The organism is Marinobacter antarcticus, assembly GCF_900142385.1.
GTDB lineage: Bacteria > Pseudomonadota > Gammaproteobacteria > Pseudomonadales > Oleiphilaceae > Marinobacter > Marinobacter antarcticus.
Genome location: NZ_FRAQ01000002.1, coordinates 76,286 through 98,699 on the forward strand (window position 1 = coordinate 76,286; position 22,414 = coordinate 98,699).

General features: G+C 54.3%; 19 protein-coding genes and 3 tRNA genes. 13 read left to right on the forward strand and 9 right to left on the reverse strand.

All coding sequences use genetic code 11. The features are described 5' to 3' along the window. Positions 1–134 precede the first annotated feature (134 nt). From alaS to BUA49_RS11775, 9 genes are all read left to right on the forward strand, one after another. Positions 135–2,765, forward strand: a complete 2,631-nt coding sequence (gene alaS / locus BUA49_RS11730; RefSeq protein ID WP_072797963.1) for an alanine--tRNA ligase — start codon at positions 135–137, stop codon at positions 2,763–2,765. Between the two features lie 109 nt (positions 2,766–2,874). Further along, entirely contained in the window at positions 2,875–4,113 is a 1,239-nt protein-coding gene (locus BUA49_RS11735; RefSeq protein ID WP_072797965.1) for an aspartate kinase, read from the forward strand. A 147-nt stretch (positions 4,114–4,260) separates the two neighbouring features. Then, complete coding sequence (gene csrA / locus BUA49_RS11740) at positions 4,261–4,461, forward strand: carbon storage regulator CsrA (RefSeq protein WP_072797972.1); 201 nt, start codon at positions 4,261–4,263, stop codon at positions 4,459–4,461. A 126-nt stretch (positions 4,462–4,587) separates the two neighbouring features. Beyond that, positions 4,588–4,677 (forward strand) — tRNA-Ser (locus tag BUA49_RS11745). Between the two features lie 74 nt (positions 4,678–4,751). Continuing rightward, positions 4,752–4,828 (forward strand) — tRNA-Arg (locus BUA49_RS11750). 56 nt (positions 4,829–4,884) lie between these two features. Beyond that, positions 4,885–4,961, forward strand: a tRNA-Arg gene (locus tag BUA49_RS11755). 166 nt (positions 4,962–5,127) lie between these two features. Next, on the forward strand, positions 5,128–5,349 hold the full coding sequence (locus tag BUA49_RS11765) for a P-type ATPase (RefSeq protein WP_139248782.1): 222 nt from the start codon (positions 5,128–5,130) through the stop codon (positions 5,347–5,349). 94 nt (positions 5,350–5,443) lie between these two features. Then, entirely contained in the window at positions 5,444–6,352 is a 909-nt protein-coding gene (locus tag BUA49_RS11770) for an LOG family protein (RefSeq protein WP_072797974.1), read from the forward strand. A 13-nt stretch (positions 6,353–6,365) separates the two neighbouring features. Continuing rightward, positions 6,366–7,760, forward strand: coding sequence for an MBL fold metallo-hydrolase (locus BUA49_RS11775; RefSeq protein ID WP_072797975.1), 1,395 nt, complete (start codon positions 6,366–6,368; stop codon positions 7,758–7,760). Between the two features lie 120 nt (positions 7,761–7,880). Here BUA49_RS11775 and BUA49_RS11780 read toward each other — a convergent pair whose 3' ends face one another. From BUA49_RS11780 to dsbD, 6 genes are all read right to left on the reverse strand, one after another. After that, a complete protein-coding gene (locus BUA49_RS11780; RefSeq protein WP_072798650.1) occupies positions 7,881–8,438 on the reverse strand; it encodes a winged helix DNA-binding protein in 558 nt (185 codons plus the stop codon). Positions 8,439–8,493: 55 nt separating this feature from the next. Next, the gene (locus BUA49_RS11785) at positions 8,494–9,798 is read right to left on the reverse strand and encodes a TRAP transporter large permease (RefSeq protein ID WP_072797976.1); all 1,305 of its coding nucleotides are present in this window, start codon (positions 9,796–9,798) and stop codon (positions 8,494–8,496) included. A gap of 4 nt (positions 9,799–9,802) precedes the next feature. Further along, positions 9,803–10,342 (reverse strand): TRAP transporter small permease, encoded by a 540-nt coding sequence (locus BUA49_RS11790; protein ID WP_072797977.1) that lies wholly within the window; start codon positions 10,340–10,342, stop codon positions 9,803–9,805. Between the two features lie 95 nt (positions 10,343–10,437). Beyond that, complete coding sequence (locus BUA49_RS11795) at positions 10,438–11,460, reverse strand: TRAP transporter substrate-binding protein (RefSeq protein ID WP_072797984.1); 1,023 nt, start codon at positions 11,458–11,460, stop codon at positions 10,438–10,440. A 256-nt stretch (positions 11,461–11,716) separates the two neighbouring features. Beyond that, entirely contained in the window at positions 11,717–12,529 is an 813-nt protein-coding gene (locus tag BUA49_RS11800; RefSeq protein ID WP_072797987.1) for a TlpA disulfide reductase family protein, read from the reverse strand. Between the two features lie 12 nt (positions 12,530–12,541). After that, a complete protein-coding gene (dsbD, locus tag BUA49_RS11805; RefSeq protein ID WP_072797989.1) occupies positions 12,542–14,356 on the reverse strand; it encodes a protein-disulfide reductase DsbD in 1,815 nt (604 codons plus the stop codon). A gap of 241 nt (positions 14,357–14,597) precedes the next feature. Here dsbD and BUA49_RS11810 point away from each other — a divergent pair, with 241 nt between their 5' ends. Beyond that, entirely contained in the window at positions 14,598–15,338 is a 741-nt protein-coding gene (locus tag BUA49_RS11810; protein WP_072797990.1) for a 5-oxoprolinase subunit PxpA, read from the forward strand. 6 nt (positions 15,339–15,344) lie between these two features. On the opposite strand, the gene BUA49_RS11815 is transcribed toward BUA49_RS11810, so the two are convergent. Beyond that, on the reverse strand, positions 15,345–17,201 hold the full coding sequence (locus BUA49_RS11815; protein ID WP_072797992.1) for a methyl-accepting chemotaxis protein: 1,857 nt from the start codon (positions 17,199–17,201) through the stop codon (positions 15,345–15,347). Between the two features lie 296 nt (positions 17,202–17,497). Here BUA49_RS11815 and BUA49_RS11820 point away from each other — a divergent pair, with 296 nt between their 5' ends. After that, positions 17,498–19,225 (forward strand): choice-of-anchor F family protein, encoded by a 1,728-nt coding sequence (locus BUA49_RS11820; protein ID WP_139248783.1) that lies wholly within the window; start codon positions 17,498–17,500, stop codon positions 19,223–19,225. Between the two features lie 85 nt (positions 19,226–19,310). Here the strand turns inward: BUA49_RS11820 and BUA49_RS11825 are convergent, their stop codons facing one another. Next, complete coding sequence (locus tag BUA49_RS11825) at positions 19,311–19,769, reverse strand: hypothetical protein (RefSeq protein ID WP_072797996.1); 459 nt, start codon at positions 19,767–19,769, stop codon at positions 19,311–19,313. Positions 19,770–19,888: 119 nt separating this feature from the next. After that, entirely contained in the window at positions 19,889–20,425 is a 537-nt protein-coding gene (locus BUA49_RS11830) for a DUF2058 domain-containing protein (RefSeq protein WP_072797998.1), read from the reverse strand. 107 nt (positions 20,426–20,532) lie between these two features. Here BUA49_RS11830 and dbpA point away from each other — a divergent pair, with 107 nt between their 5' ends. Next, entirely contained in the window at positions 20,533–21,906 is a 1,374-nt protein-coding gene (dbpA, locus tag BUA49_RS11835; protein ID WP_072798000.1) for an ATP-dependent RNA helicase DbpA, read from the forward strand. A gap of 217 nt (positions 21,907–22,123) precedes the next feature. After that, positions 22,124–22,375, forward strand: a complete 252-nt coding sequence (locus BUA49_RS11840; RefSeq protein ID WP_072798002.1) for an OadG family protein — start codon at positions 22,124–22,126, stop codon at positions 22,373–22,375. The last annotated feature ends 39 nt before the right edge of the window (positions 22,376–22,414 follow it).

Here is a 22,414-nt window from a genome sequence, read left to right on the forward strand (position 1 = left end):
TCCTGTGTGTTTCACGTTTTTCCTGTACTCGGCGTGTGCTAGAGTAGCCGATTTGCACACGCATGTAAGTATTCGTATTCAATCGCGGATCCGGCCGTTTCATGGCGGGATTTCTGGAAAGGTATCAAAGGGCTATGAAAACCGCTGAGTTGCGACAGGCATTTCTCGATTATTTCAGACAGCAAGGTCACTCCATTGTTTCAAGCAGCTCGCTGGTGCCGGCGGATGATCCGACACTGCTGTTTACCAATGCGGGAATGAACCAGTTCAAAGACGTATTCCTTGGCCGTGAGGAACGCGACTACAACCGCGCAACCAGCTCCCAGAAATGCGTCCGTGCTGGCGGTAAGCACAACGACCTGGAAAATGTCGGTTACACCGCTCGTCACCACACGTTTTTTGAAATGCTGGGTAACTTCAGCTTTGGTGACTACTTCAAACGTGAAGCAATCAACTATGCGTGGACGTTCCTGACCGGAGAGCCGTGGCTTAACCTGCCTTCTGAAAAGTTGTGGGTGACGGTCTACGCCGACGATGATGAAGCCTACGATATCTGGAATAAAGAAGTGGGCGTGCCGGCGGATCGCATTGTCCGTATCGGAGACAACGGCGGCGCTCGCTATGCGTCAGATAACTTCTGGCAGATGGGCGATACCGGACCTTGCGGCCCCTGCACCGAAATTTTCTACGACCATGGCCCGGATGTAGCCGGCGGCCCTCCCGGAAGTCCAGAAGAGGATGGCGATCGTTATATTGAGATCTGGAACGTGGTCTTCATGCAGTACAACCGCACCGCCGATGGTGAAATGCTCAATCTGCCGAAGCCCTCCGTTGATACGGGCATGGGGTTGGAGCGGGTTACGGCTGTTCTGCAGGGCGTACACAGCAACTACGAAATCGACCTCTTCGACGATCTGCTGAAGGCCGCTTCCACTTTACTTGGCGGCGCTGCAACCACCGAGGCCAGTCTGCGCGTGGTTGCCGACCATATCCGCTCCTGTGCGTTCCTGATTTCCGACGGTGTAATGCCTTCAAATGAAGGTCGTGGTTTTGTACTGCGGCGTATCATTCGTCGTGCAGCCCGTCACGGCAACAAGTTGGGCGCTACAGGCCCGTTCTTCTACAAGTTAACCGGCGCTTTGGTTGAATTGATGGGGGAGGCTTTTCCGCAACTGGTCAGCAGCCGAAAGCAGATCGAGAGAGTTCTGCTGCAGGAAGAAGAGCAATTTGTAAAAACTCTGGACAAAGGTCTGCGCCTGCTTGAGCAGGACATTGCTGACCTGAAAGGCGATGTCATTCCAGGGGAAACCATCTTCGCGCTGTATGATACCTACGGTTTTCCCGTGGATCTCACCAACGACATAGCCCGTGAGCGTGGTCTGACGCTGGATTATGAAGGCTATGAAAAAGCCATGGAGAACCAGCGTGAGCGGGCCAGGGCGGCCAGCAAATTTGGTATGGATTACAACGCAGCCGGCCTTGGCATTGATGGCAAAACCGAATTTACCGGCTACGATCAGATTGATGGCCACGAGCGCATCCGTGCTGTGATCGTTAACGGCGAACAGAAAACGGCAGAGGCCGGTGATGAAGCGGTTGTGGTGCTCGAACGCACACCTTTTTATGCTGAGTCCGGTGGTCAGGTAGGTGATACCGGGTTACTGACCTGGAGTGGCGGTCGGTTCAAGGTAACCGATACCCGCAAAGACGGCGATAACCACCTGCATGTGGGCACTCTCATAGAGGGTGAGCTGTTCCCGGGCCTGGAAGTGGATGCACGTATTGATCACGCCCGCCGCGATCGGACTCGGCGCAATCACTCTGCCACGCACCTGCTGCATGCAGCATTGCGCAAAGTGCTGGGCGAGCATGTTGGACAGAAGGGCTCACTGGTTGATCCCGACAAGTTGCGTTTCGACTTTTCGCACTTCGAGGCAGTTACGCCGGAGCAGCTGAAAGAAATCGAGCGCCAGGTAAATGAGCAGATTCTCGGCAACACGGCGGTGCAGACCGACATTACTGATATGGAGCAGGCGCAGGAGAAAGGCGCCATGGCTTTGTTCGGTGAAAAGTACGGCGACGTTGTCCGCGTATTGAGTATGGGTGCGGATAGCTACTCTGTTGAGTTGTGTGGTGGTACTCATGTTGGGCGTACCGGTGATATCGGTCTGTTTCGCATCACATCGGAGAGCGGTATTTCTTCCGGCGTTCGCCGTATTGAGGCGGTTACCGGCTTTGGTGCGCTTGAGTGGGTGGATGATACCGAGCGCACTTTGCGCGAAGCGGCCCGCCTGGTAAAAGGCAGCCGGGAAACGGTTATCGATAAGGTTCAGCAGACCATTGAGCGCAACCGGCAGCTCGAGAAGGACATCGATGCGCTGAAGGCAAAGCTTGCCAGTTCGGCAGGAAGTGACCTTGCCGACTCTGCGGTAGAAGTCGCCGGCCTGAAAGTGGTTGCGGCTGAGCTTGAAGGTGCAGATCGCAAGGCGCTTATGGAAACCGCTGACCAGCTCAAAAACAAGCTGGGTGAGGGCGTAGTTGTGCTTGCCAGCGTTGATGACGGAAAGGTGACCCTTGTTGCGGGTGTGACAAAATCCGCAACGGGCAGAATCAAGGCGGGTGATCTGATGAAGCATCTGGCTGGTTTGGTTGATGGCAAAGGCGGTGGCCGGCCCGATATGGCTCAGGGCGGTGGCAGCGATCCTTCGAAGCTGGCGGAAGCCCTTGCCGGCGTGCCGGCGTGGGTTGAGAAAAATATCGCTTAAGCAACTGTTTTTCTGAAGCGGTCGGGGTTTATAATTCTGGCCGCTTGTTTTTTGACGGGCAGAGCTTCCCGCTCTGTCACAGATCCCTGATTCAGATATTGGAACGACAATGGCGCTGTTGGTTCAGAAGTTTGGTGGCACCTCGGTAGGTACAACCGAGCGCATAGAAGCAGTTGCGGAGAAGGTCTGCGGTTTCCGCCGTGAGGGCCACGATATTGTGGTCGTGGTTTCTGCCATGAGTGGCGAAACCAACCGGTTGATCGCTCTGGCCAACGATATTATGGAAGAGCCTGTTCCCCGTGAGATGGACGTTCTGATCTCAACCGGCGAGCAGGTAACGATCGCTCTGCTTTCCATGGCGCTGCAGAAGCGCGGTTGTGATGCTCGCTCCTATACCGGATCCCAGGTTCGGATACTCACCGACAATACGCACACCAAGGCCCGTATCAAACAGATTGATGAGCAGCGTATGCGTGAAGACCTGAATGCCGGCCGTGTTGTGGTGGTTGCTGGATTTCAGGGCGTAGATGAGAATGGCAATATTACGACTCTGGGCCGGGGTGGTTCTGACACCACTGCGGTCGCTCTGGCTGCCGCACTGAAGGCAGATGAGTGCCAGATTTATACCGATGTAGACGGCGTTTATACCACCGATCCCAGAGTGGTCGATAGTGCCCGCCGTCTGGAGCGCATTACATTCGAAGAAATGATGGAAATGGCGAGCTTGGGCTCCAAAGTGCTCCAGATTCGTGCCGTAGAATTTGCGGGCAAATACAACGTTCCGTTAAGAGTTCTCTCCAGCTTTCAGGAAGGTGAGGGTACTCTGATTACACTTGAGGAAAATACCGCCATGGAACAACCGGTCGTCTCCGGCATCGCTTTTAACCGTGATGAAGCCAAAGTTACGATCTCGGGTGTGCCCGACACCCCGGGTAGCGCATTACGCATTCTGAAGCCGGTGAGTGATGCCAACATTGATGTGGACATGATTGTCCAGAACGTTGGTGAGGATAACCGGACTGCGTTCACCTTTACCGTTCACCGTAACGATTTCAAACGCGCGAAAGAAGTGCTTCAGCGGGTTGCGGACGAGCTGGGTGCCCGTGAAGTCAGTGGTGATAGCAAAATTGCCAAGGTCAGTATTGTCGGCGTAGGTATGCGCTCTCATGCGGGAGTGGCAACCAAAATGTTTGAGGCACTTTCTGTTGAGGGTATTAATATTCAGATGATTTCCACATCGGAAATCAAGATTTCGGTGGTGATTGACGAAAAATATCTTGAGCTTGCGGTTCGTGCTCTTCACAGTGCATTTGAGCTCGACAAGCCTGGGGTAGAAGAAACCTTATAAAAAGAGACCCATTTTCTGGCCTTATGATTGTGTTTGGTCGTATAAAGGGTTTGTGTCGTCTGGTTTACCAGTGTTCTCACTATAAGCGTCGAACTAACTAAAATATTACTTGTCGGAACAGGTAGCTCTGGATAGGGAGTAAGGGATATGTTGATTTTAACTCGCCGTGTTGGCGAAACTCTGATGGTCGGTGATGACGTTACAGTCACTGTGCTTGGGGTAAAGGGCAATCAGGTGCGTATTGGCGTAAATGCACCGAAAGAAGTTGCAGTGCACCGGGAAGAAATTTACCAGCGTATCCAGTCTGAAAAAGGCGTGGATGAGCCGGAGGAGCTTGGCAACAGTTGAGTATTGCAAAAGCCCGTTCAGGCAAAACTCGGGCGGTTTTTTGTATTCAGGGAAAATGAGGGCTAAAAAAATCTTGTCAACCCTATGAAAACAGAAAAATTATGGTAGTATGCTCCCCGTTCTCAAGGAGAGGTGGGTGAGTGGCTGAAACCAGTTCCCTGCTAAGGAACCGTACGCGCAAGCGTACCGAGGGTTCGAATCCCTCCCTCTCCGCCATTTCTTTTAAATAGGAAAGGGAGAACAGGTTGAAGTAGCGACCAACCACAATAAGTGATTTAAGTGATGAATGTGCGGCTGTAGCTCAGCTGGATAGAGTACTCGGCTACGAACCGAGCGGTCGGAGGTTCGAATCCTCCCAGCCGCACCACTTTTTGCAATACCCTCTTGAGTAGACTCTGTCTAATCTCGAGAAAAAGATTTTAGGCGGCTGTAGCTCAGCTGGATAGAGTACTCGGCTACGAACCGAGCGGTCGGAGGTTCGAATCCTCCCAGCCGCGCCATATCAAACAAAGAACCCCGCCTTGTGCGGGGTTTTTTGTTTCCTCCCCATTTCTGCAACGTGGACAGCCGACCCCCGCCCTACTATTTTAAACAGGGGGGGTAGCCCACACTCGCCTCTTTCCTTGTTTACCGGATCATCACCGGTGCTAAGTTCAGGAAAAGGAAGTGTCTTTCTGGCACCGGATTTTCCGTCGTTTCTGGGGGCCGATTCCATGGATGATCGAGATTGCAGCGATCCTTGCATTAAAGGCTCTGAAGCAGGGGCTGGCCGGAGAGGCGACAGTATTGCGGGAGGGCGAGTATAAAACGGTACCCTTCCGCGAACTGGTGCCCGGGGACGTTATCCGTATCAAGATTGGCAATGTGATCCTGGCGGATGGTAAATGATGCAATCAAGGTCCTTACCTATCGCATGTTGCGGCATGAGGGCACAGTTGAGTGACGTTTGAATCAATGAATCTGCGATGAGGTGACGAATTTTATGTCCAAAGATGGAGCTCCCTGTGGGGCTGTGCCACCGCCCGTTCATCCAATTGAACGAAGGGAACCTCTGCCATGGCAAAGCCCGAAAGCAGCGGAGGATGATCCGGAAGCACTCGCGAGGGTTGAAGCCCTGATTACCAGCCCAGGCTATCGTCAGGCGGACCGCGATGTCTCGTTTCTGAATCAGGATGATACCCGCGGTGTACGTTTGCAGATTGACTATCTGAAGCCCGAGTTGTTGCTCCAGAAACACGGAATTGAGCACACGATCGTGGTGTTTGGCAGTACCCGCCTGCATCAGCCAGAGGCCGCTCGGCGCAAAGTCAGGGCTCTGGAGGAGGCGCTGGCGGCGGATCCCGGGAATCAGGAAGTTCAGCGCCACCTTTCTGTGGCCCGGTCCATTGAATCGAAAAGCCGTTACTACGAGGAGGCCAGGGAACTCGGAAAGCTGGTGGCACAATGTGGCAAAGGCCCGGAAGATCCACGTGTCACGTTGGTTACGGGGGGTGGGCCGGGTATAATGGAGGCGGCGAATCGTGGCGCTTTTGACATGGGGGCCAAATCTGTAGGGCTGAATATCACTTTGCCACACGAGCAGTTTCCGAATCCCTACATTACCCCGGACCTTTGTTTTCGATTTCACTATTTTGCCATGCGTAAACTGCATTTCCTCAAGCGGGCGAAGGCTTTGGTCGCCTTCCCCGGTGGCTATGGCACCCTGGATGAGCTGTTCGAAACTCTGACTCTGGTTCAGACTCGCACGATTGCGCCTTTACCGGTGGTGCTGGTGGGCGAGTCATTCTGGCGAAAAGCGGTGGATGTGGATTTCCTTGTGGCCGAAGAAATATGGGAAGGAATCCGACACTGGCATCGAGCCAGCGGAAACCCTCTACCTGACAATCACTAGAAGGAACAGACTGATGAAAATTTCATTTCACGGCGCTGATCTGGGTGTCACCGGTTCGTGTCATCTTGTGCAATGTGGCGGTAAGCAGATATTGATCGATTGCGGGCTTTACCAGGGCGGGCGTGAATTGAATGAAGAAAACCGGGAGGCCCTTGGCTTTGATCCTGCGGATGTAGACTACCTGCTGCTTACCCACGCTCACCTCGATCATTGCGGGCGAATTCCTCTGCTGGTGAACCGGGGGTTCCGTGGCGAAATTATCACGACTTCAGCGAGCAGGGAGCTCGCCAAGCTTGTTATGCTGGATTCGGCGGGTCTGCAAGAGGAGGAGGCCGAGCGGCAGGCCCGGAGACATGCGCGACACGGGCACGATAAAGAAAAGTTGATCGGCCCGCTTTACACGGTTCTGGATGCGCTCAACTGCCTCGATTATTTTGGACGAACGGCAACCTATCAAAAGCCCATAGAGCTGGATGAGGGCATCCGGGTGACCTTTTCCGATGCCGGTCATATTCTGGGTTCTGCATCCGTTTTGCTGGAGTTGGAGGAGAACGGAGAAAAGAAGCGGGTGCTGTTCTCCGGTGATCTGGGTTACCAGGGACGCGCCATTCTGCGTGACCCGAACCCGCCTTCAGACGTGGACGTCGTGGTGATGGAGACGACCTATGGTGACCGTCTGCACAAGACGCTGAAGCCGTCTATTGAAGAACTTTACGAAGCAATAAACACCACCTTTGCTGCGGGGGGAAATGTCATTATTCCGACCTTTGCCCTGGAACGGGCGCAGGAAATTCTCTATTACCTTCGGGAAGGGGTGAAGGACGGTAGCCTGCCGGGTTCAATCCAGGTCTTTCTGGATTCTCCCATGGCGATTTCTGCCACGGAAATATTCCGTCGTCATGACGAGTGTTATGACCAGGAGGCCTGCGATCTGTTTACCAACGGACAGGATCCTTTTAACTTTCCCGGGCTCCATTTCACGCGCCAGACGTCCGAGTCTATGGCACTCAACCGGGTTGGCGGGGGTGCGGTCATAATGGCCGGTTCCGGCATGTGCACCGGTGGCCGGGTACGTCACCACCTGAAACACCACCTGTGGAGGAAGGACTCCAGCATCGTGTTTGTCGGGTTTGCCGCAAGAGGCACCCTGGCCAGGCTGATTGTGGATGGCGCCAAAGAAATCCACATGTTTGGCGAGCATATTCCGGTGCGTGCCAACATTTATACCATTGGCGGATTCTCTGCTCACGCTGATCGTGACGAGCTCCTGTCCTGGCACCGCCGAACGGGGAGTCCCGCGCGGACGTTCCTGGTTCATGGTGAGCAAGATGCTATGGAATCCTTTGCGGGCCAGCTCAGCAATACTGAGGTCATTATGCCCGGGTTACATGAAGAGTATCCCCTTTAGGCTGACAGCAGCGGCTGATAGCCACGGTGGCATGATGTCCGGTGTTGGTTCTATGCTTCCCGCAGCATCAACATGATCAACCTGCTGGCCGGCAGGGTTTGCCGGTGCGGGCGCTACGACTTACAGCGATGCAGCAGAGCGCGCCGCCTGGTCGTAAAGCCCGGATATCCCTCTCAGGAAGCCCGCCACCGCTCCGGTATCGGCGCCTGAGAAGCCTAAAGTCCGTAATGAATCCACCAGGCACTCTTCGCGGATTTCGCGGTAGCGGTGGCACACGGACTTGCCTTTTTCAGTGGCCGAATAGAAAGTCTCTTTACCGTGCTTTTCTGACCCTACCACTCCGTGCTTCAGTAGTTTCTTGAGGGCGTAGGTTACGGTATGGCTGTCTTCCACATTCAGCACCAGGCAAATGTCAGCGGTTTTTTTCGCGCGGTCGCGGTGGTTCACGCTGTGTAGCACCAGTATATCCAGAGGGCTTAACTCTGGCAGGCCAGCAGCGTTCATACAGCGCACCATCCAGCGATTAAAGGCGTTACCAGCGACAATCAGGCCGAATTCCAGTTCAGATAATTCCATTGCACTATCGGAGGCCAGGTGGGCGGACGAGACAATTGGCCCCACTTTTCGGTGTGCGTCGCCCTGGTCCGGGTTGTGCGAGGGATCATTGGTTTTTTTCATCATGAAACAAATCTCTGTAAACAGTGTTTCTCTGGCTTGTCAGTTCAGGGCTTTGCTAATTCCCCATCTTTCCAGGCAGATAGGTCACAATCTGCGGGAACAGGGTAATCAGTATTACGCCGCTCAGGATTAACAGGAAGTAAGGCAGTGCCGCCCAGGCAATACGGAGAATGTTTTCTCCGGTCAGCCCCTGGATGACGAAGAGGTTGAACCCCACCGGCGGGGTTATCTGGCTCATTTCCACAACGATCACGAGGTAAATGCCAAACCACAGAGGATCAATGCCTGCGGCCTCAACCATTGGCAGAATCACCGATGTTGTAAGAACCACAACCGAGATACCGTCCAGAAAGCACCCCAGAAGAATGAAGAACAGGGTTAGTGCCATCAGCAACATATAGGGCGATAAACCCAGAGTGTTTATCCAGGCCGCGAGTTCCCGTGGGAGACCAGTAAAGCCCATCGAGGTTGTCAGAAAGTGGGCTCCCACCAGAATGAAGGCAATCATTGATGAGGTTTTTACCGTTCCCATCAACCCGCTGACAAAGGTGTCCCGGCTCATTGAGCCACTTTTCCAGGACAGAAGGTGTGCCAGAGCCACGCCGATGGCTGCGGATTCTGTAGGCGATGCAAGGCCCGCGTAGATAGAACCGATAACCCCGATAATCAGAAGCATCACTGGAATAAGAGGGCGGCTGCGGCGTATTTTGTCCCCGAAAGAGAAGGATTCGGATTCGCCTGCGGGCACGCCGGAAGGGTTCATCAGCGACCAGATCATGACGTAGCCGGCAAACAGACACATCAGCATCAACCCGGGCAGAATGCCGGCAACGAAGAGACGGGCGATGGATTGTTCGGTTGCTACTCCGTAAACGATCAGGATAATCGAAGGAGGAATCAGCAGGCCCAGCGTGGCAGATCCGGCCAGTGTTCCGAGAATCTGGTTTTTGTTATAGCCCCGCCGGCTGAGTTCCGGGATCGACATTTTGCCGATGGTCGCAGCTGTAGCGGCTGATGAGCCGGATATAGCCGCGAAGATGCCGCAGCCAATAATGTTGGTGTGCAGGAGCCGACCGGGCACCTTACCAACCCAGGGTGAAATGCCCCGAAACATCTCTTCGGACAGGCGCGAGCGAAACAGTACCTCCCCCATCCAGATAAACATTGGAAGCGCAGCCAGATCCCAGGACACACTGGCACTGTAAAACGCCGTGGACAGGCTGGCACCCACCGGGATGCCGCTGAAAAAATACAGCGAAATGCAACCAATAGCGGTTAATGAAAACGCAACCCATAGCCCTGCGCCCAGAAATGCCAGAAGCAGACAAAGCAGCAGCACACTCACCCAGATCATATCCATGTGCCTACTCCTGAGGTGTTTCGTTTTGCAACTGGAGGATACGGCCACTGGCGAGTGAAAAAAATGCGTCCAGTAAAGCAACCAACAACCAGAGCAGGCCCACAGTCATTACGGCCTGAGGGATCCAGAGTGGCACAGGCACCATGCCGATGGAGAGATCGCCATAATCGTAGCTGTCCAATGCCAGGCGTGCGCTGTGCCATGTGGCAAAGCCGGTAATAACAACGGCAGCCAGAGTTACCGCCGTATCCATGACTCGGTGTAAGGATTTGGGTAAGTGCTGAAGGACTAGCGTGACGCGGATATGGCCACCTTGCCAGAATGTATAGGCGAGACCAAAAAAAGTTGCACCAAGCAGCAGGAATGAAGCCAGCTCTGCAAGCCCTGGTACATTGAGTCCCAGCGCGTTGAAGCCTGCCCACACCAGGAGCTTGTCGAGTACGCGACCCAGCACCTGTGCCACGATTAATACCATGATGAGGGTCAGGTGCAGGGCTGAAAGTGCGCCGCCCAGCCTGTAAAATGCATCAAGCGCTCTGCGCATGGGGCTACTCTCTTGGTTTAGTCTTCGTGGCAGGGCAGGAGCCTGTGCAATCACCACGGCAGCCAATCCCTGGTTGCCGTGACACAGCGTTATGATTACTGCTTGTGATATGCATCAACAAGAGCCTGGCCGCTCTCACCGGCGCGTTCCAGCCATTCCTCAGTCATGGTGTCACCGATTTTCTGTAGGTGTTTGACCAGTTCTGGCGAGGGCTCAGATACCGTAATGCCGTTGTCGCGCATGATTTTAATTTTAGCGTCAGTTTCCGCTTTGCTGGCTGCCCAGCCTCGCTTTTCTGCCGTTTCGGCTGCGCTTTCCAGTGCCTTTTGGACGTCTTCCGGCAGACTGTTAAAGGCCTTTGCGTTAACAACCACCATGTTTTTGGGTAGCCACAGCTGGGCATGGTTGAAATGAGTCAGGTAATCCCAGGCTCGGGTGTTGGCACCGGTAGAAGGGGAAGTGATCATCGCATCAACGCGACCTGTTCCAAACGCTGTTGGTATGTCCGGCACTTCGACCTGAGTTGGCAGTGCGCCAAGCAGCTCTGCGAGCCTTTCGCTGGACTTGTTATAGGCGCGCATCTTTACACCTTTCAGTTCCTCACCGGTTTTCACCTCAAACTGGGTGTAAATGCCCTGAGGAGGCCAAGGCACTGCGAAAAGAAGCTTCAGACGCTGGCTCTCCAAGCGCTTGGAGAGTACATCTTTTGATGCTTGCCACAGTTTCCAGGCCTGGTCGTAATCACTCGCGAGATAGGGTACGGAGTCGACTTCAAACAGCGGATCTTCGTTGGCAAGCCGCGACATGATCAGTTCACCGATGGGAACCAGTCCACGACGCACGGAGTTTTTGATTTCCGGATGTTTTATCAAAGAACCACTGCTATGAACCGTAATGTCCAGCTCGCCGTCTGTAGCTTCCCGCACATCGTCAGCGAACTGGCGGATGTTGACGGTGTGAAAGTTGGAGTCGCCATAGGGTGTGGGCATATCCCAGTCTGCGGCCTGAGCGCTGCCAACTGCCAGTGTCAGGGCTGCGGCTGTAAGCACGCTGCTAAATCGCTTGAGATAAGGGGCAGAAACAGGGCGTTGGCGATAGGGTGTAGTGCTATTTTTCATGATGCTTGCCTCCTGGCGCAGACATCCACGGGTGGACATCAGTTGTGTCGGTTGTTGTATTTTTTAAAGCACAGATCTGAAGGTCGTTAGCAAAACCGGTTCTGTGCTTTATCTGATCAAAACTAGTCGCGAGCCCTCATGCTGTCAAACTTATTGCCAAGAAAGTGAGGGTATATTGTCGCTATTATACCGATAAAATATCAATAAAGTGGGATTCTGGGCTGCCCATACTAGTTTCCGTTTCACCGGGCCAGGTTCAGTCGGTGTCAAAGCTACTGAGATTGTGAGCAAGGGTTGCGTACGACAGCTCTCCAAGGTGGGCGTCTACCTGCTGGCCGTTGGCGTCGTAAAAGAGCGTTGTTGGCAGGGCCTGGCTGCCTGTAGTCCGGCCAAGGCTGGCGCTGGTATCCGTCAAAACATTTTGCAGCGAGAGTTTATGCTGGTCCATGAATTGGGTAATGGTTTCGGGCTGTTCGCCCTGGTTCACAAATACGAAGATGACATCAGGGTTGTTCTGCTGGGCTTGTTCCAGTACCGGCATTTCCCGGATGCACGGCGGACACCAGCTGGCCCATAGGTTTACTACCATCGGCTTGTTATCAGCCACTTCTGCCAGCGCAACCGGGGTGCCGTCCAGCAGAGTGAACGTGGCCTCGGGTATGCCTCTGGAGCTGCTTTCCATCAAGGTTACCAGCAGTGAAACAGAGCCCCAGGTCAGCAGGCCCGAAGCTGCAGCAATCGCCAGTGGTCTGCGGATTTTGGGGTGGCGCCAGAGCTTCCAGATGGTCAGTGCCAGTGCGCCGAGCAGGCCGGCGATGACGTGAAAGCCCCCGTCCCGGATATCAATGATGCCCCAGAGGTTTTCCTGGTAGTGTTCGAAGTACTGGATGACAAAGCCGATACGCGCTGCCACCAGAGAAACCAGGAAAATATCAGACAGGGTTCCGGCTATGGGAATACCTTCTTTGCGCCCGGTGATAGCACCAACCATCAGCGCAATTATAAACGCACTGATCAACAGAAGCTGAGCCAGAGGCAGGCTCAGTGGGCCAAGATTGACCGATAACATTATCACTCCTTGTCATGATTGGCTCGCAGCTGCAAGGCGTTCCAGGAATTGCCTGGCGGAAACTTCGCCGGTGGTGCGCTGGGCACGATATTCCTGGCCGTCAGGGCCAATAATAAGAATGGTTGGAGGGCCTACGACCTGCAGTTCGCGCATGAGTTCCCGGTCCAGCTTGTCGTTAGCGGTCACATCGGCGCGCAGTAGCTGTATGTTTAAAAGTGCCGCCACAACCTCGGGGTCGCCAAAAACCTCGTCTTCGATCACTTTGCAGGAGACACACCAGTCAGCGTAGAAATCCACCAGCGTCCACTGGCCTTTCCTGCCGGCATTCGCGACTGCCCGGTTCAGATCGGCGACAGACTTGAAATCGTCGAAGCGTGCGTGAAGTTTACCGGCAACCGGCGTGGCGTTGCCGGAACCAGCCAGTATCGCTAATGGTTGCCAGGGCTGGGTTCCGCCGGCGGAGGCACCGATCATCATCAGAGCTCCCCAGAGGGTGACGATCGCGCCCACGCTGCTTATTAAAGCTTTTAGCGAGACCTCTTTACTGTGAGTGTTAACAACCTGTCGCACGGACAGCCCTATGGCTAACGCCAATGCACCCCAAAGGGCGAGAATCAGGGAGTCGTCGAAAATACGTTCAAGAAACCAGATGGCGGTAGCCAGAAGAATGAACCCGAATACGGCTTTCACACCGTTCATCCAGGCACCAGGTTTTGGCAGCAATCCGGAACCGATCGTTGCCAGCGCGATAAGCGGTGTACCCATGCCCAGCCCCAGAGCAAGCAGTGCGAGACCGCCAAAGGTGGCATTGCCACTGTCGGCAATGTAAATCAGAGCACCGGCAAGGGGCGCAGTCATGCAGGGGCTGGCGAGAAGCGCAGAGAAAAAGCCCATAACCGCTGCACCGCCCAGGCTGCCGCCTTGTTGCCGGCTGCTGACGCGATCCAGTCGGTCGCGGATAAACGCGGGTAGCTGCAGCTCATACAGCCCGAACATGGATAGTGACAGCAACACGAAGATCACGGCCAGAGGCGCGATAAACAAAGGTGTCTGCAATATGGCCTGCAGATTTGCGCCGGCCATTGCAGCGGCAACGCCCAGCAGGGCGTAGGTTATTGCCATGGTGACAACGAATGCCAGTGAGAGTAAAAAGGCCTGACCGCGCCGGGCATCGCTACCAACAATGACCGCAGAAAGGATCGGAATCATCGGTAGAACGCAGGGTGTAAAAACCAGCAGAAGCCCCAGGCCGAAGAAGATCACCAGGTTCCACAAAAGCCCGCTGCCCGCAAGTTGGCTGGCCAGTGACTGGTCGTCAGCCAGTTCATTGTTGGCTGTGGGTGAGGTCTTGTCTCCGGAACTGTTCTGGCCGACGGCGCCATTGCTGCTGCCAGGCTCGCTGATGTCCGGCGCCTGAACCTGCTGGCCCGAGAAGTTTACGCTCACCGATTGTGGCGGATAACACAGCCCTGCTTTTGCGCAGCCCTGCCAGCTCAGGTCAAGAGCGGTGGCCTCGCCGGCTTCGATCAGCACATCAGCATGCTTGAAGTAGACTTCTGAATCGCCGAAGAACTCGTCGGTAATGATTGTGCCCGAGGGGTAGTTTACATTGCTGAGACCAGTATCGTGGCCTTCAACCTGCATCCTTTTACGGTACAGGTAGTAGCCTGGAGCAATATCCCAGGACAGGGTAAGGGTTCCGTCACGATTGTCCTGCAGGCTATACCGGAAGGCCTGGTCTACGGGCAAAAACTCGCTGTTATTCTCCAACGTGGACTGGCCGAAAGCTGACAGGCTTGTTGCCAAAATTATCAGGGTGGCTAGCATCAATAACCATGATCGGACTACTCTCACGAATCTCTCCTGAATCGGTCAGGCGTCGCAGACGCTCTTAATGGTGAGTGGGTAGTCTGCGGACAAATAATTAAGGCAACATTAAGAGAGCTGATTCAGCGTGAAGTGCATACGGTGGCTGAGTCGGGAATGCTGGAGAGCAGCATCATGCTGCTCATGGTAGTACCATTCATTCGGGGATTTTGGCTCTTTCAGATTGAATCGCGAGGCGGACATGCTACTGAATTGTGATATTGGTGAAAGTTACGGTGCCTGGACGATGGGCCTGGACGAGCAGGTGATGCCGTATATCGACCAGGCGAACATAGCCTGCAGCTTCCACGCCGGGGATCCACTGGTTATGTACAATACGGTGGGATTGGCGCTGCGGCACAAAGTAGCCCTGGGGGCTCACCCGGCGTACCCAGATCTTCAGGGTTTCGGGCGACGCTCAATGGCTTGCAGCCCAGATGAAATTTACGCCATGGTGCTTTATCAGGTGGGAGCTCTCAACCAGATTGCCGCCGCGCAGGGAGGGAGCCTCAGTTACGTAAAGCCACATGGTGCGCTCTATAACGACATGATGCGGAATGAACCTGTTCTCCGGGCTATTCTCAGTGCGCTAAGCAAGTCTCCCGGGAACCTTGCACTCATGGCGATGACGACCGCAGACAACCAGCCGTTGAGAGCCGTTTGTGCCGAGTACGGAGTCGAATTGCTGCTGGAGGCATTTGCCGATCGCGCCTATGACGAAGAAGGATACATTGTACCCCGCAGCACTCAGGGCGCAGTGCATCATAGTTCTGACACTATCCTGGGCCAGGTATTGGCCATTTCCCGGGGCGAGGCGATCCAGACTATTACTGGAAAGCCGCTATACCTTGAGGCGGATACCTTGTGCGTTCACGGCGACAACCCGGAGTCAGTTGCCGCCGTGCGCGCTATTCGTGAGGCGTTGGATGAACAGGCAATCTGAGCGTTTTCAGAGCCTGAACCGGGATACCAGAGTCTGCAACTCGCTGCCCAGCTTTGCCAACTCCGAACTGGAGCTGGCGGTCTGATTGGAGGATGCCGCCGATTGATCGGTAACGTCACGAATGCTGGTGATGTTCTGGTTGATCTCTTCCGCTACAGACGTTTGCTGTTCCGATGCCGTCGCAATCTGATTATTGTACTGCTTGATTTCTTCTACCGATCGCGTGATCCGCTCGATGGACGTACCCGTAGCCGTGGCCCGTTTGAGTGTTTCAGAAGCCAGTGTTGCGCTGGATTCCATTGCGGATACGGAATTTCCTGCACTGCTTTGCAGAGATGACACAAGGGTCTCGATTTCCTGAGCAGAACTCTGGGTTCGCTGGGCCAGGGAGCGCACTTCATCAGCAACAACGGCAAAGCCACGGCCTTGTTCACCTGCCCGGGCAGCTTCAATCGCGGCGTTCAGTGCCAGCAGGTTTGTCTGTTCTGCAACAGACTTTATGACATCCAGAACAGTCCCTATGTTGGCCGTTTCCTTTTGCAGGCCCTGGATGATTTCCATGCTCTGGCTGACTTCCTGAGCCAGGTTGTTCACCTGACTCACGGTCTCCCTGACCTCGTGTTCGCCTTCCGTAGCCTGATCGACGGCATCGGAGGCAACTGTAAATGCCTGCTCGGCGTTGCGGGCAATGTCGGCAACGGTTGCCGTCATTTCGTTCATCGCTGCCGCAACCTGGTCGGTTTCCTGTTTCTGGCGGTTGATTCCGTCGCTGGTCTGGCTGGTAACTGTTGAAAGCTCTTCGGCAGACGCCGCGATGTTAGTTGCTCCGGATTCAATGCTCCTGACAAGCTCCCGCAGACCACTGACCATCGTTGCCAGAGCGGCCATCAGGCGACCTATCTCGTCCGTCCTGTTGTTGTCGATACGAACCGACAGGTTGCCGGAGGCAACCTCCGAAGCGATTGCAACGGCGTGATTGATAGGGGAGGTGATAGCCCTGGTAATCAGGTAAGCCATCAGAATACCAAGCAACACTGCTACGCCGGTTGCACCAAAAATCAGGGTTGTGGCCTGATGGCGGTCAGATTCCATCTTGCCCGCATGCCTCTCGCGCAGGCTGTTCGCCGAATCGATAACACGGCTGGCCGTTGTGACCATGTCCTGCGATAACTGTTCGCTGGATTCGGTCAGGCTCACGACGCTCTGGAATTCGGCTGTGTAGGATTCAAGTGCCTTGGCGATCTGCGTCTTTTCTTCCGCGCTGATGGCGGCTGATTTTAGCGGGCCCTGCATCCGTTTGGCATCCTCAAGATACGACTTGACGCTTTTGGGATCACGCTCCACGAGGAACTTACGCTCCGAACGACGCATATCCTCAAACATCGCCGATGCAAAAAACAGCGAACTGTGTGCTTTGAGCGAAGAACCCAGTACCCGGGCTTTTGTTTCAAGCCTGCCGAGTGCTTCCTCCCGCTGACTGATATTTGACTCCACATTGCTCATCAGCGACTGATATTGCTCAATATCAGTCTGAATGCTTTCCAGGATGCTGATGTCTGCGTTAACAATGAGTAAAGGCTTGATGCGGCGGGTGATCGCAAGAACCTCGTCGCCGCGGGCCCGGGATGCCTGGACATCCTCTGCCTCACCCGACAGCAAAAAGTTCTTCTCTTCGACCCTCGCTTCTGCGAGGCCTGTGTTGACCTGGCCCAGCATGGCCACGATGTCGGATCGCTGGCTGTATGTCTCCAGTGCGCGATTTCCAACCACTCCTACCAGAATAGTGAGCAGCAGCAGAAGGGCGAACCCGCCCGCCAGTTTCGTTCGGATGGCCATGTTGCCGAAGAAGTTTCGAAGTGTCATGCAGTGTCCTTAGGGCTTGTGAGCAATACCCGTTCTACCGGTCGGGCTCATCCAACAGATCAGGGAGAAGTATTTTTGATACGCAAAAGCGATGTTCGAGCTTTTTATTGTGTCTCTATTAAGTAGGTACTGGGGATAAGAATCAATTTGTTTTAGGTAACATATGATTGCAGAGTGCGATCATGGGATATTCCCAAAGGTAATTTGAATATTCTGTGTCCGCGATATAGAGTGCCTAAGTAGGCTGCCTAGTGGTCTCTTTTATTCCTTCTCTGTTTGTTAAAAGGTGATGCGCCGTGAAAATTCCAACAAGACAATTCTCGAAAAAACCGCTCGCGAGTGCGGTGATGTGTTCAATTTTGGGGCTTTCGCCGGCGGCATTTGCGGCGACGGTTGATAGTGTTAATGAGGATAATCTGTCGGTTCCACCGGTGGAGGGTAAAACTCTGGTTTATACAGATACAGAGGGAACCGCGAGTTTTGGCTGGATTGACCCGGTCAATGACTTTGGCAATGTGGGTTTGGGGATTGCAGTCTATAACGAGCCGTTTACGGCCCAGAATACCTATGATTTTGCCGGTTGCATTATGGCGCAACCGGATCGTCAGCTTCAGGCTGCGCCCAATAATCTCAACTGCCAGGCTCCCCCCGATTCGGGTAAGCGTTTCAAGCTGAAGACCACCGAAACCAACGCGCCCATTGACCTTGTTTTAGATGTGTCCGCTGATGATTCAGATAAGCTCTACCGGGTTATTGGCAAGTTTTCAAATCTGACGGATGGCACCAATAGTGTCGATGGTGATTTGAACGCATTCCGATTCGAGACTGGCTTCGGTGTAGGTAACGCATTCACTCCTTCATCAGCCGATGACGGCTTGTCATTTGGCTTTGCTGACGCGACCACCAAACTGACCATAGGTGATCTGGGAAAATCTCCGGGCGGCTTGTTTGGGGGTAGTAAGGTGGAAGGCTTGCCGTTCTTCAGTACGACTGTTAGCGCGTTTGTAGAATCGGTAGCAACGTCGCTGGATCAAGATACAACGGAGACTGATGGCGCGATGCCGGCTCCATATGCGAATCTCTTCGGTGACTGGCGTACGCTGAGTGCAGTGCCGACCGGCTGGTTTATCGATCATGACGGTAACCCGGCAAACGATTCTATCCTGCTGGCCTGGGATAATGGTACTGCCGATACGGTAGAGGAGAGTGGTTGGCAGACGTTTAAAAAGGTATTTAGTCCAATCGTTCTGGTTGATACAAACGGGGACGATACACCGGATACCCTTGCCGACCGTTGGGATCCGAACAGCATCAACTTCGATCCGGCTTTGGCCGTCGATGTTCTGCCTCTCGTTGATACGTTAGGCGAAGAAGACCCTGATAATAATGTTCCCGATGCGATCTCGCTTGAGCAGTCCACCGCTGCTGCTCTGTATGACGGAACGTTCAACGTTTTGATTGATGGCAAGGCTGTAACCATTGATCTCTTCGACCAATGGGTAAATAAGCCGGTGACAGTCATTGACTCTACCAATAGCTCGCTTTACGCAACCTGGTTCCCGGATGAAGGCGAGGATGGCCTTTATCAGCTGGCCTCAGATTCTTCATGGATTACGTTGGACGAGATGAACTCGTTGATTAACAACAATGCTGATCTGGAGCGTGTCGCCGGTTATGTTCAGGGTCCTGTTGAGGATTTGGCAAACGTCAACATCAATACCACCATCAGCGTGGCGGATACATCGTCATGGCCAACCTGCACAAGTGACGGTGTCGACACAAACTGTACCTTCACTCTGCGCGTCACGGGGCTGAATGATGTTGTTGATGTTCCGGAGATTCCGATAACTCCGGTTGAAGAAGAACCAACCGACCCTGAAGTGACCGCTTCTTCTTCTGGTGGCGGCACGATTTTTGGTTGTAGCGCCGGTGCACCGGGCTCGCCCTTTGATCCGGTTCTGCCTGGTATGGTCCTGATGGCTCTGGGTGGTCTGTGGGCGCGCAAGCGTCTCAGCAACACCTGAACCATTTGCCATTAACAAGGCATAAATAAAAAGCGGGGCTGATTTTCAGCCCCGCTTTTTTGTTACCTGGAAAATTGAATCCGGGTTACTGGTTACCACCACCGGACCCCTTGATCTTATACTCCTGGCTTTTGCCGTTACCCCCGGAGCCCTTGCCCTGGCCTGAACTCATGCCTTGACCGGCGCCCATGCCCTGGCCTGTACCCATGCCTTGACCGTTGCCCATACCCTGGCCTTGACCGGAACCCTTGCCCTGGCCGTTACCCATGCCTTTGCCGGAACCTTGTCCCATGCCATTCTTGAGTTCGACGCCGTACTCTCGGGCACGCTGCATCATGCGTTCATGGTGTTTCTGGCGATACTGAGCTCGTTCGGCATCGGTGTTCAGGTTGCGCAGGGTGTCACGGTGCTCCTGCAACTCTGTCCGGGTCATCAGTTCCCGGCCAAATACTTCTTCATTTTCCTGAGCTGCTAGCGGCCAACTCGCCATGGTAACGAGAATAGCGACGCCGGCCGTGCGAATAAGTGATGTTTTCAGTTTCATTGTTCAATCCCTCGGGTTTATTCCGTACTTTCAGTATAGGCTCACAGCAAAGGCAGTGAGAGTCATTATAAATACTTATGCGCCATTTGGGGGCGGGTAGGAGGAAACCGACCCGATGATTACCACATAAGATCGTCCGGAATTTCATAGCCCGCGTAAGGATCATCGTCCCCCACATCGTCTGTTTTGCGGTCGTGGAGTACAACGACCGCCTGCTCATCACGCTCTATAATCTTGCGGGCTACGCCGTCGGCGACTATTTCGTACTGATCATTGACGAACACAATCGCGAGCCGGCCGCGTGATAACTGGTCGGCCAGGATGTCGTCTACATACAGTTTCTTGATTTTTTTGTCGTGAACGAACTGGTAAGACGTTTCGCCCCGGCTGCGATCCAGCCGGTTGGTATCCACCAGTTGGCGTATCTGGGCCTGGATGGCTTTTTTCTCGGCTTCCTGCTGGCGTTTAAGGTTAAGCTGACGGTCATGTTCTGCTTTTTCTTCACGGGCCTGACGAGCACGGATCTCGGTCTCATTGACCTGCACGGTACCCTTGGGCTGCTGTTTGCGCTGTTTGTGTTTCTCGTTGCGAATAGCCTTGGCTTTTTTCTGGTCGGCCAGGCCCGCTTTCAATAGCTGATCCTGCAGGGACGCCATGGGATAACTCCATTAATTGGTCATAAATTCTGGTATTCTGTCTCGACAGTATACGCCCTCGTGTCTACCTTCTTAACCAGCAACCGCTGATTCCGGGATTTTCTTGTATGCCTTCCTTTAAAGATCTTGATCTGTCTGCAGCCATGCAGGCCAATCTTGCCCATTTGGGCTTTTCGAAGCCTACGGACATTCAGGTCCGGGCACTGCCTCACTGCCTGGCCGGGCGTGACGTGATCGCCTTGGCGCAGACCGGCAGCGGTAAAACGGCGGCCTTCGGTATCGGGTTGATTGAAAGTCTCAAGCCAAAGTTGTTTGCGGTTCAGGGACTGGTGATGTGCCCGACCCGGGAACTGGCGGACCAGGTAGCGAAAGCACTGCGGGACTTGGCGCGGGCGCAGGAAAATATAAAGGTTCTCACGCTCTGTGGCGGTGTGTCTATCGGGCCACAGATTGGCTCCCTGGCCCATGGGGCTCACATTGTCGTGGGCACTCCGGGGCGGATCGCGGATCACCTGCGCAAAGGAACCCTGGATCTGAAACGCCTCACGACCCTGGTTCTGGATGAAGCAGACCGGATGCTCGATATGGGTTTTCAGCCCGCCATGGAAGAGATTCTTGGTTATACGCCGAAGCAGCGCCAGACATTGATGTTCTCAGCTACCTGGCCTGAGTCTATCCGCAAGCTCAGCGCTGGCTTTCAGAGGGATCCCGTGGATGTGCGGGCAGAGGCTCAAAGCGTGAATGCTGATATACGGGAACTGTTTTACGAAATTCCTGCCCGGGCGCGTACTCATGCCATTGTTAGCCTGCTGTCAGAACATCAGCCAGCTTCCTGCCTGGTGTTCTGTTCCATGAAGCAGCAGTGCGATGAGCTGGCCGAAGAACTGGGTCTCCAGGGCTTCTCGGCCCTTGCGTTGCACGGTGATCTTGAGCAGCGTGAGCGTGACAGTGTACTGGTGCGTTTTGCAAACCAGAGCTGTCAGGTTCTGGTAGCGACAGACGTCGCGGCCCGCGGGTTGGATATCAAAGCGTTGCCATTGGTTATCAACGCCGAGCCGGCGCGGGATCCGGAGGTGCATACCCATCGGGTAGGGCGCACGGGGCGTGCAGGTGAGGCTGGGTTGGCGGTTACTTTGTGCAGCCCGGCTCAGGGCCACAAGATCAATCGTCTTGAGACTGAGCGCGGCAGCCCGGTCACTTGGGGTGATACGGAGATTTTACTCTCGGTTCCGCCGAAACCGGTTGTGCCTGCCATGAAAACACTCTGCATCGCCGCCGGACGCAAGGAAAAGCTCCGGCCGGGTGATGTGCTTGGCGCGCTGACCGGAGAGGCCGGGCTGAATGGTAAATCTGTTGGCAAGATTGATCTGTTTGATTTTCAGTGTTTCGTCGCTGTAGAAGCGGGGCAGGCCGGACGCGCCCTGAAGCGCCTTGAAGACGGGAAGATAAAGGGTCGCAAGCTAAGAGTCAGGCTGGTCTGAGATCATTATTGCAGGCTTTCCCGGTGAGTCGGAGATGGCAGTGAACACTCGGAAAGTCCGTATAGTCATTTGCATTTCGGTTGCTCACTGCGTGCGAAACCGGTAAATTACGCAGGATTTTGTCTCCCGGTTTGTTTCGATGCACCATAAGACCTAAGTCTTAGGTGTTTCGGTTACCCGGGAAAATCCATAAACCAATAACAGGTAGCTATTCAATATGGATGAGCTGATGTCACAAGCCGTCGATCTGATGGTTGCGGGTATGGGTTTCGTGTTCGCGTTCCTCATTGTTCTGGTGTTCGCGACTCTGCTTATGTCCAAACTGCTTACCCGGTTTGCACCGCCCGAGCCGGTAACCCCGGCCAAAACGCCTCGCGCCAAGACCAAGGCAGCTGCATCAGTTGATTCTGATACGGCAGAGGCGATCAAGAAGGCGATTGCACAGTTCCGGTCGCGCCACAAGAAGTGACCCGGTAACCGATTAGATAGAACCTTTAAACAGAAGGCT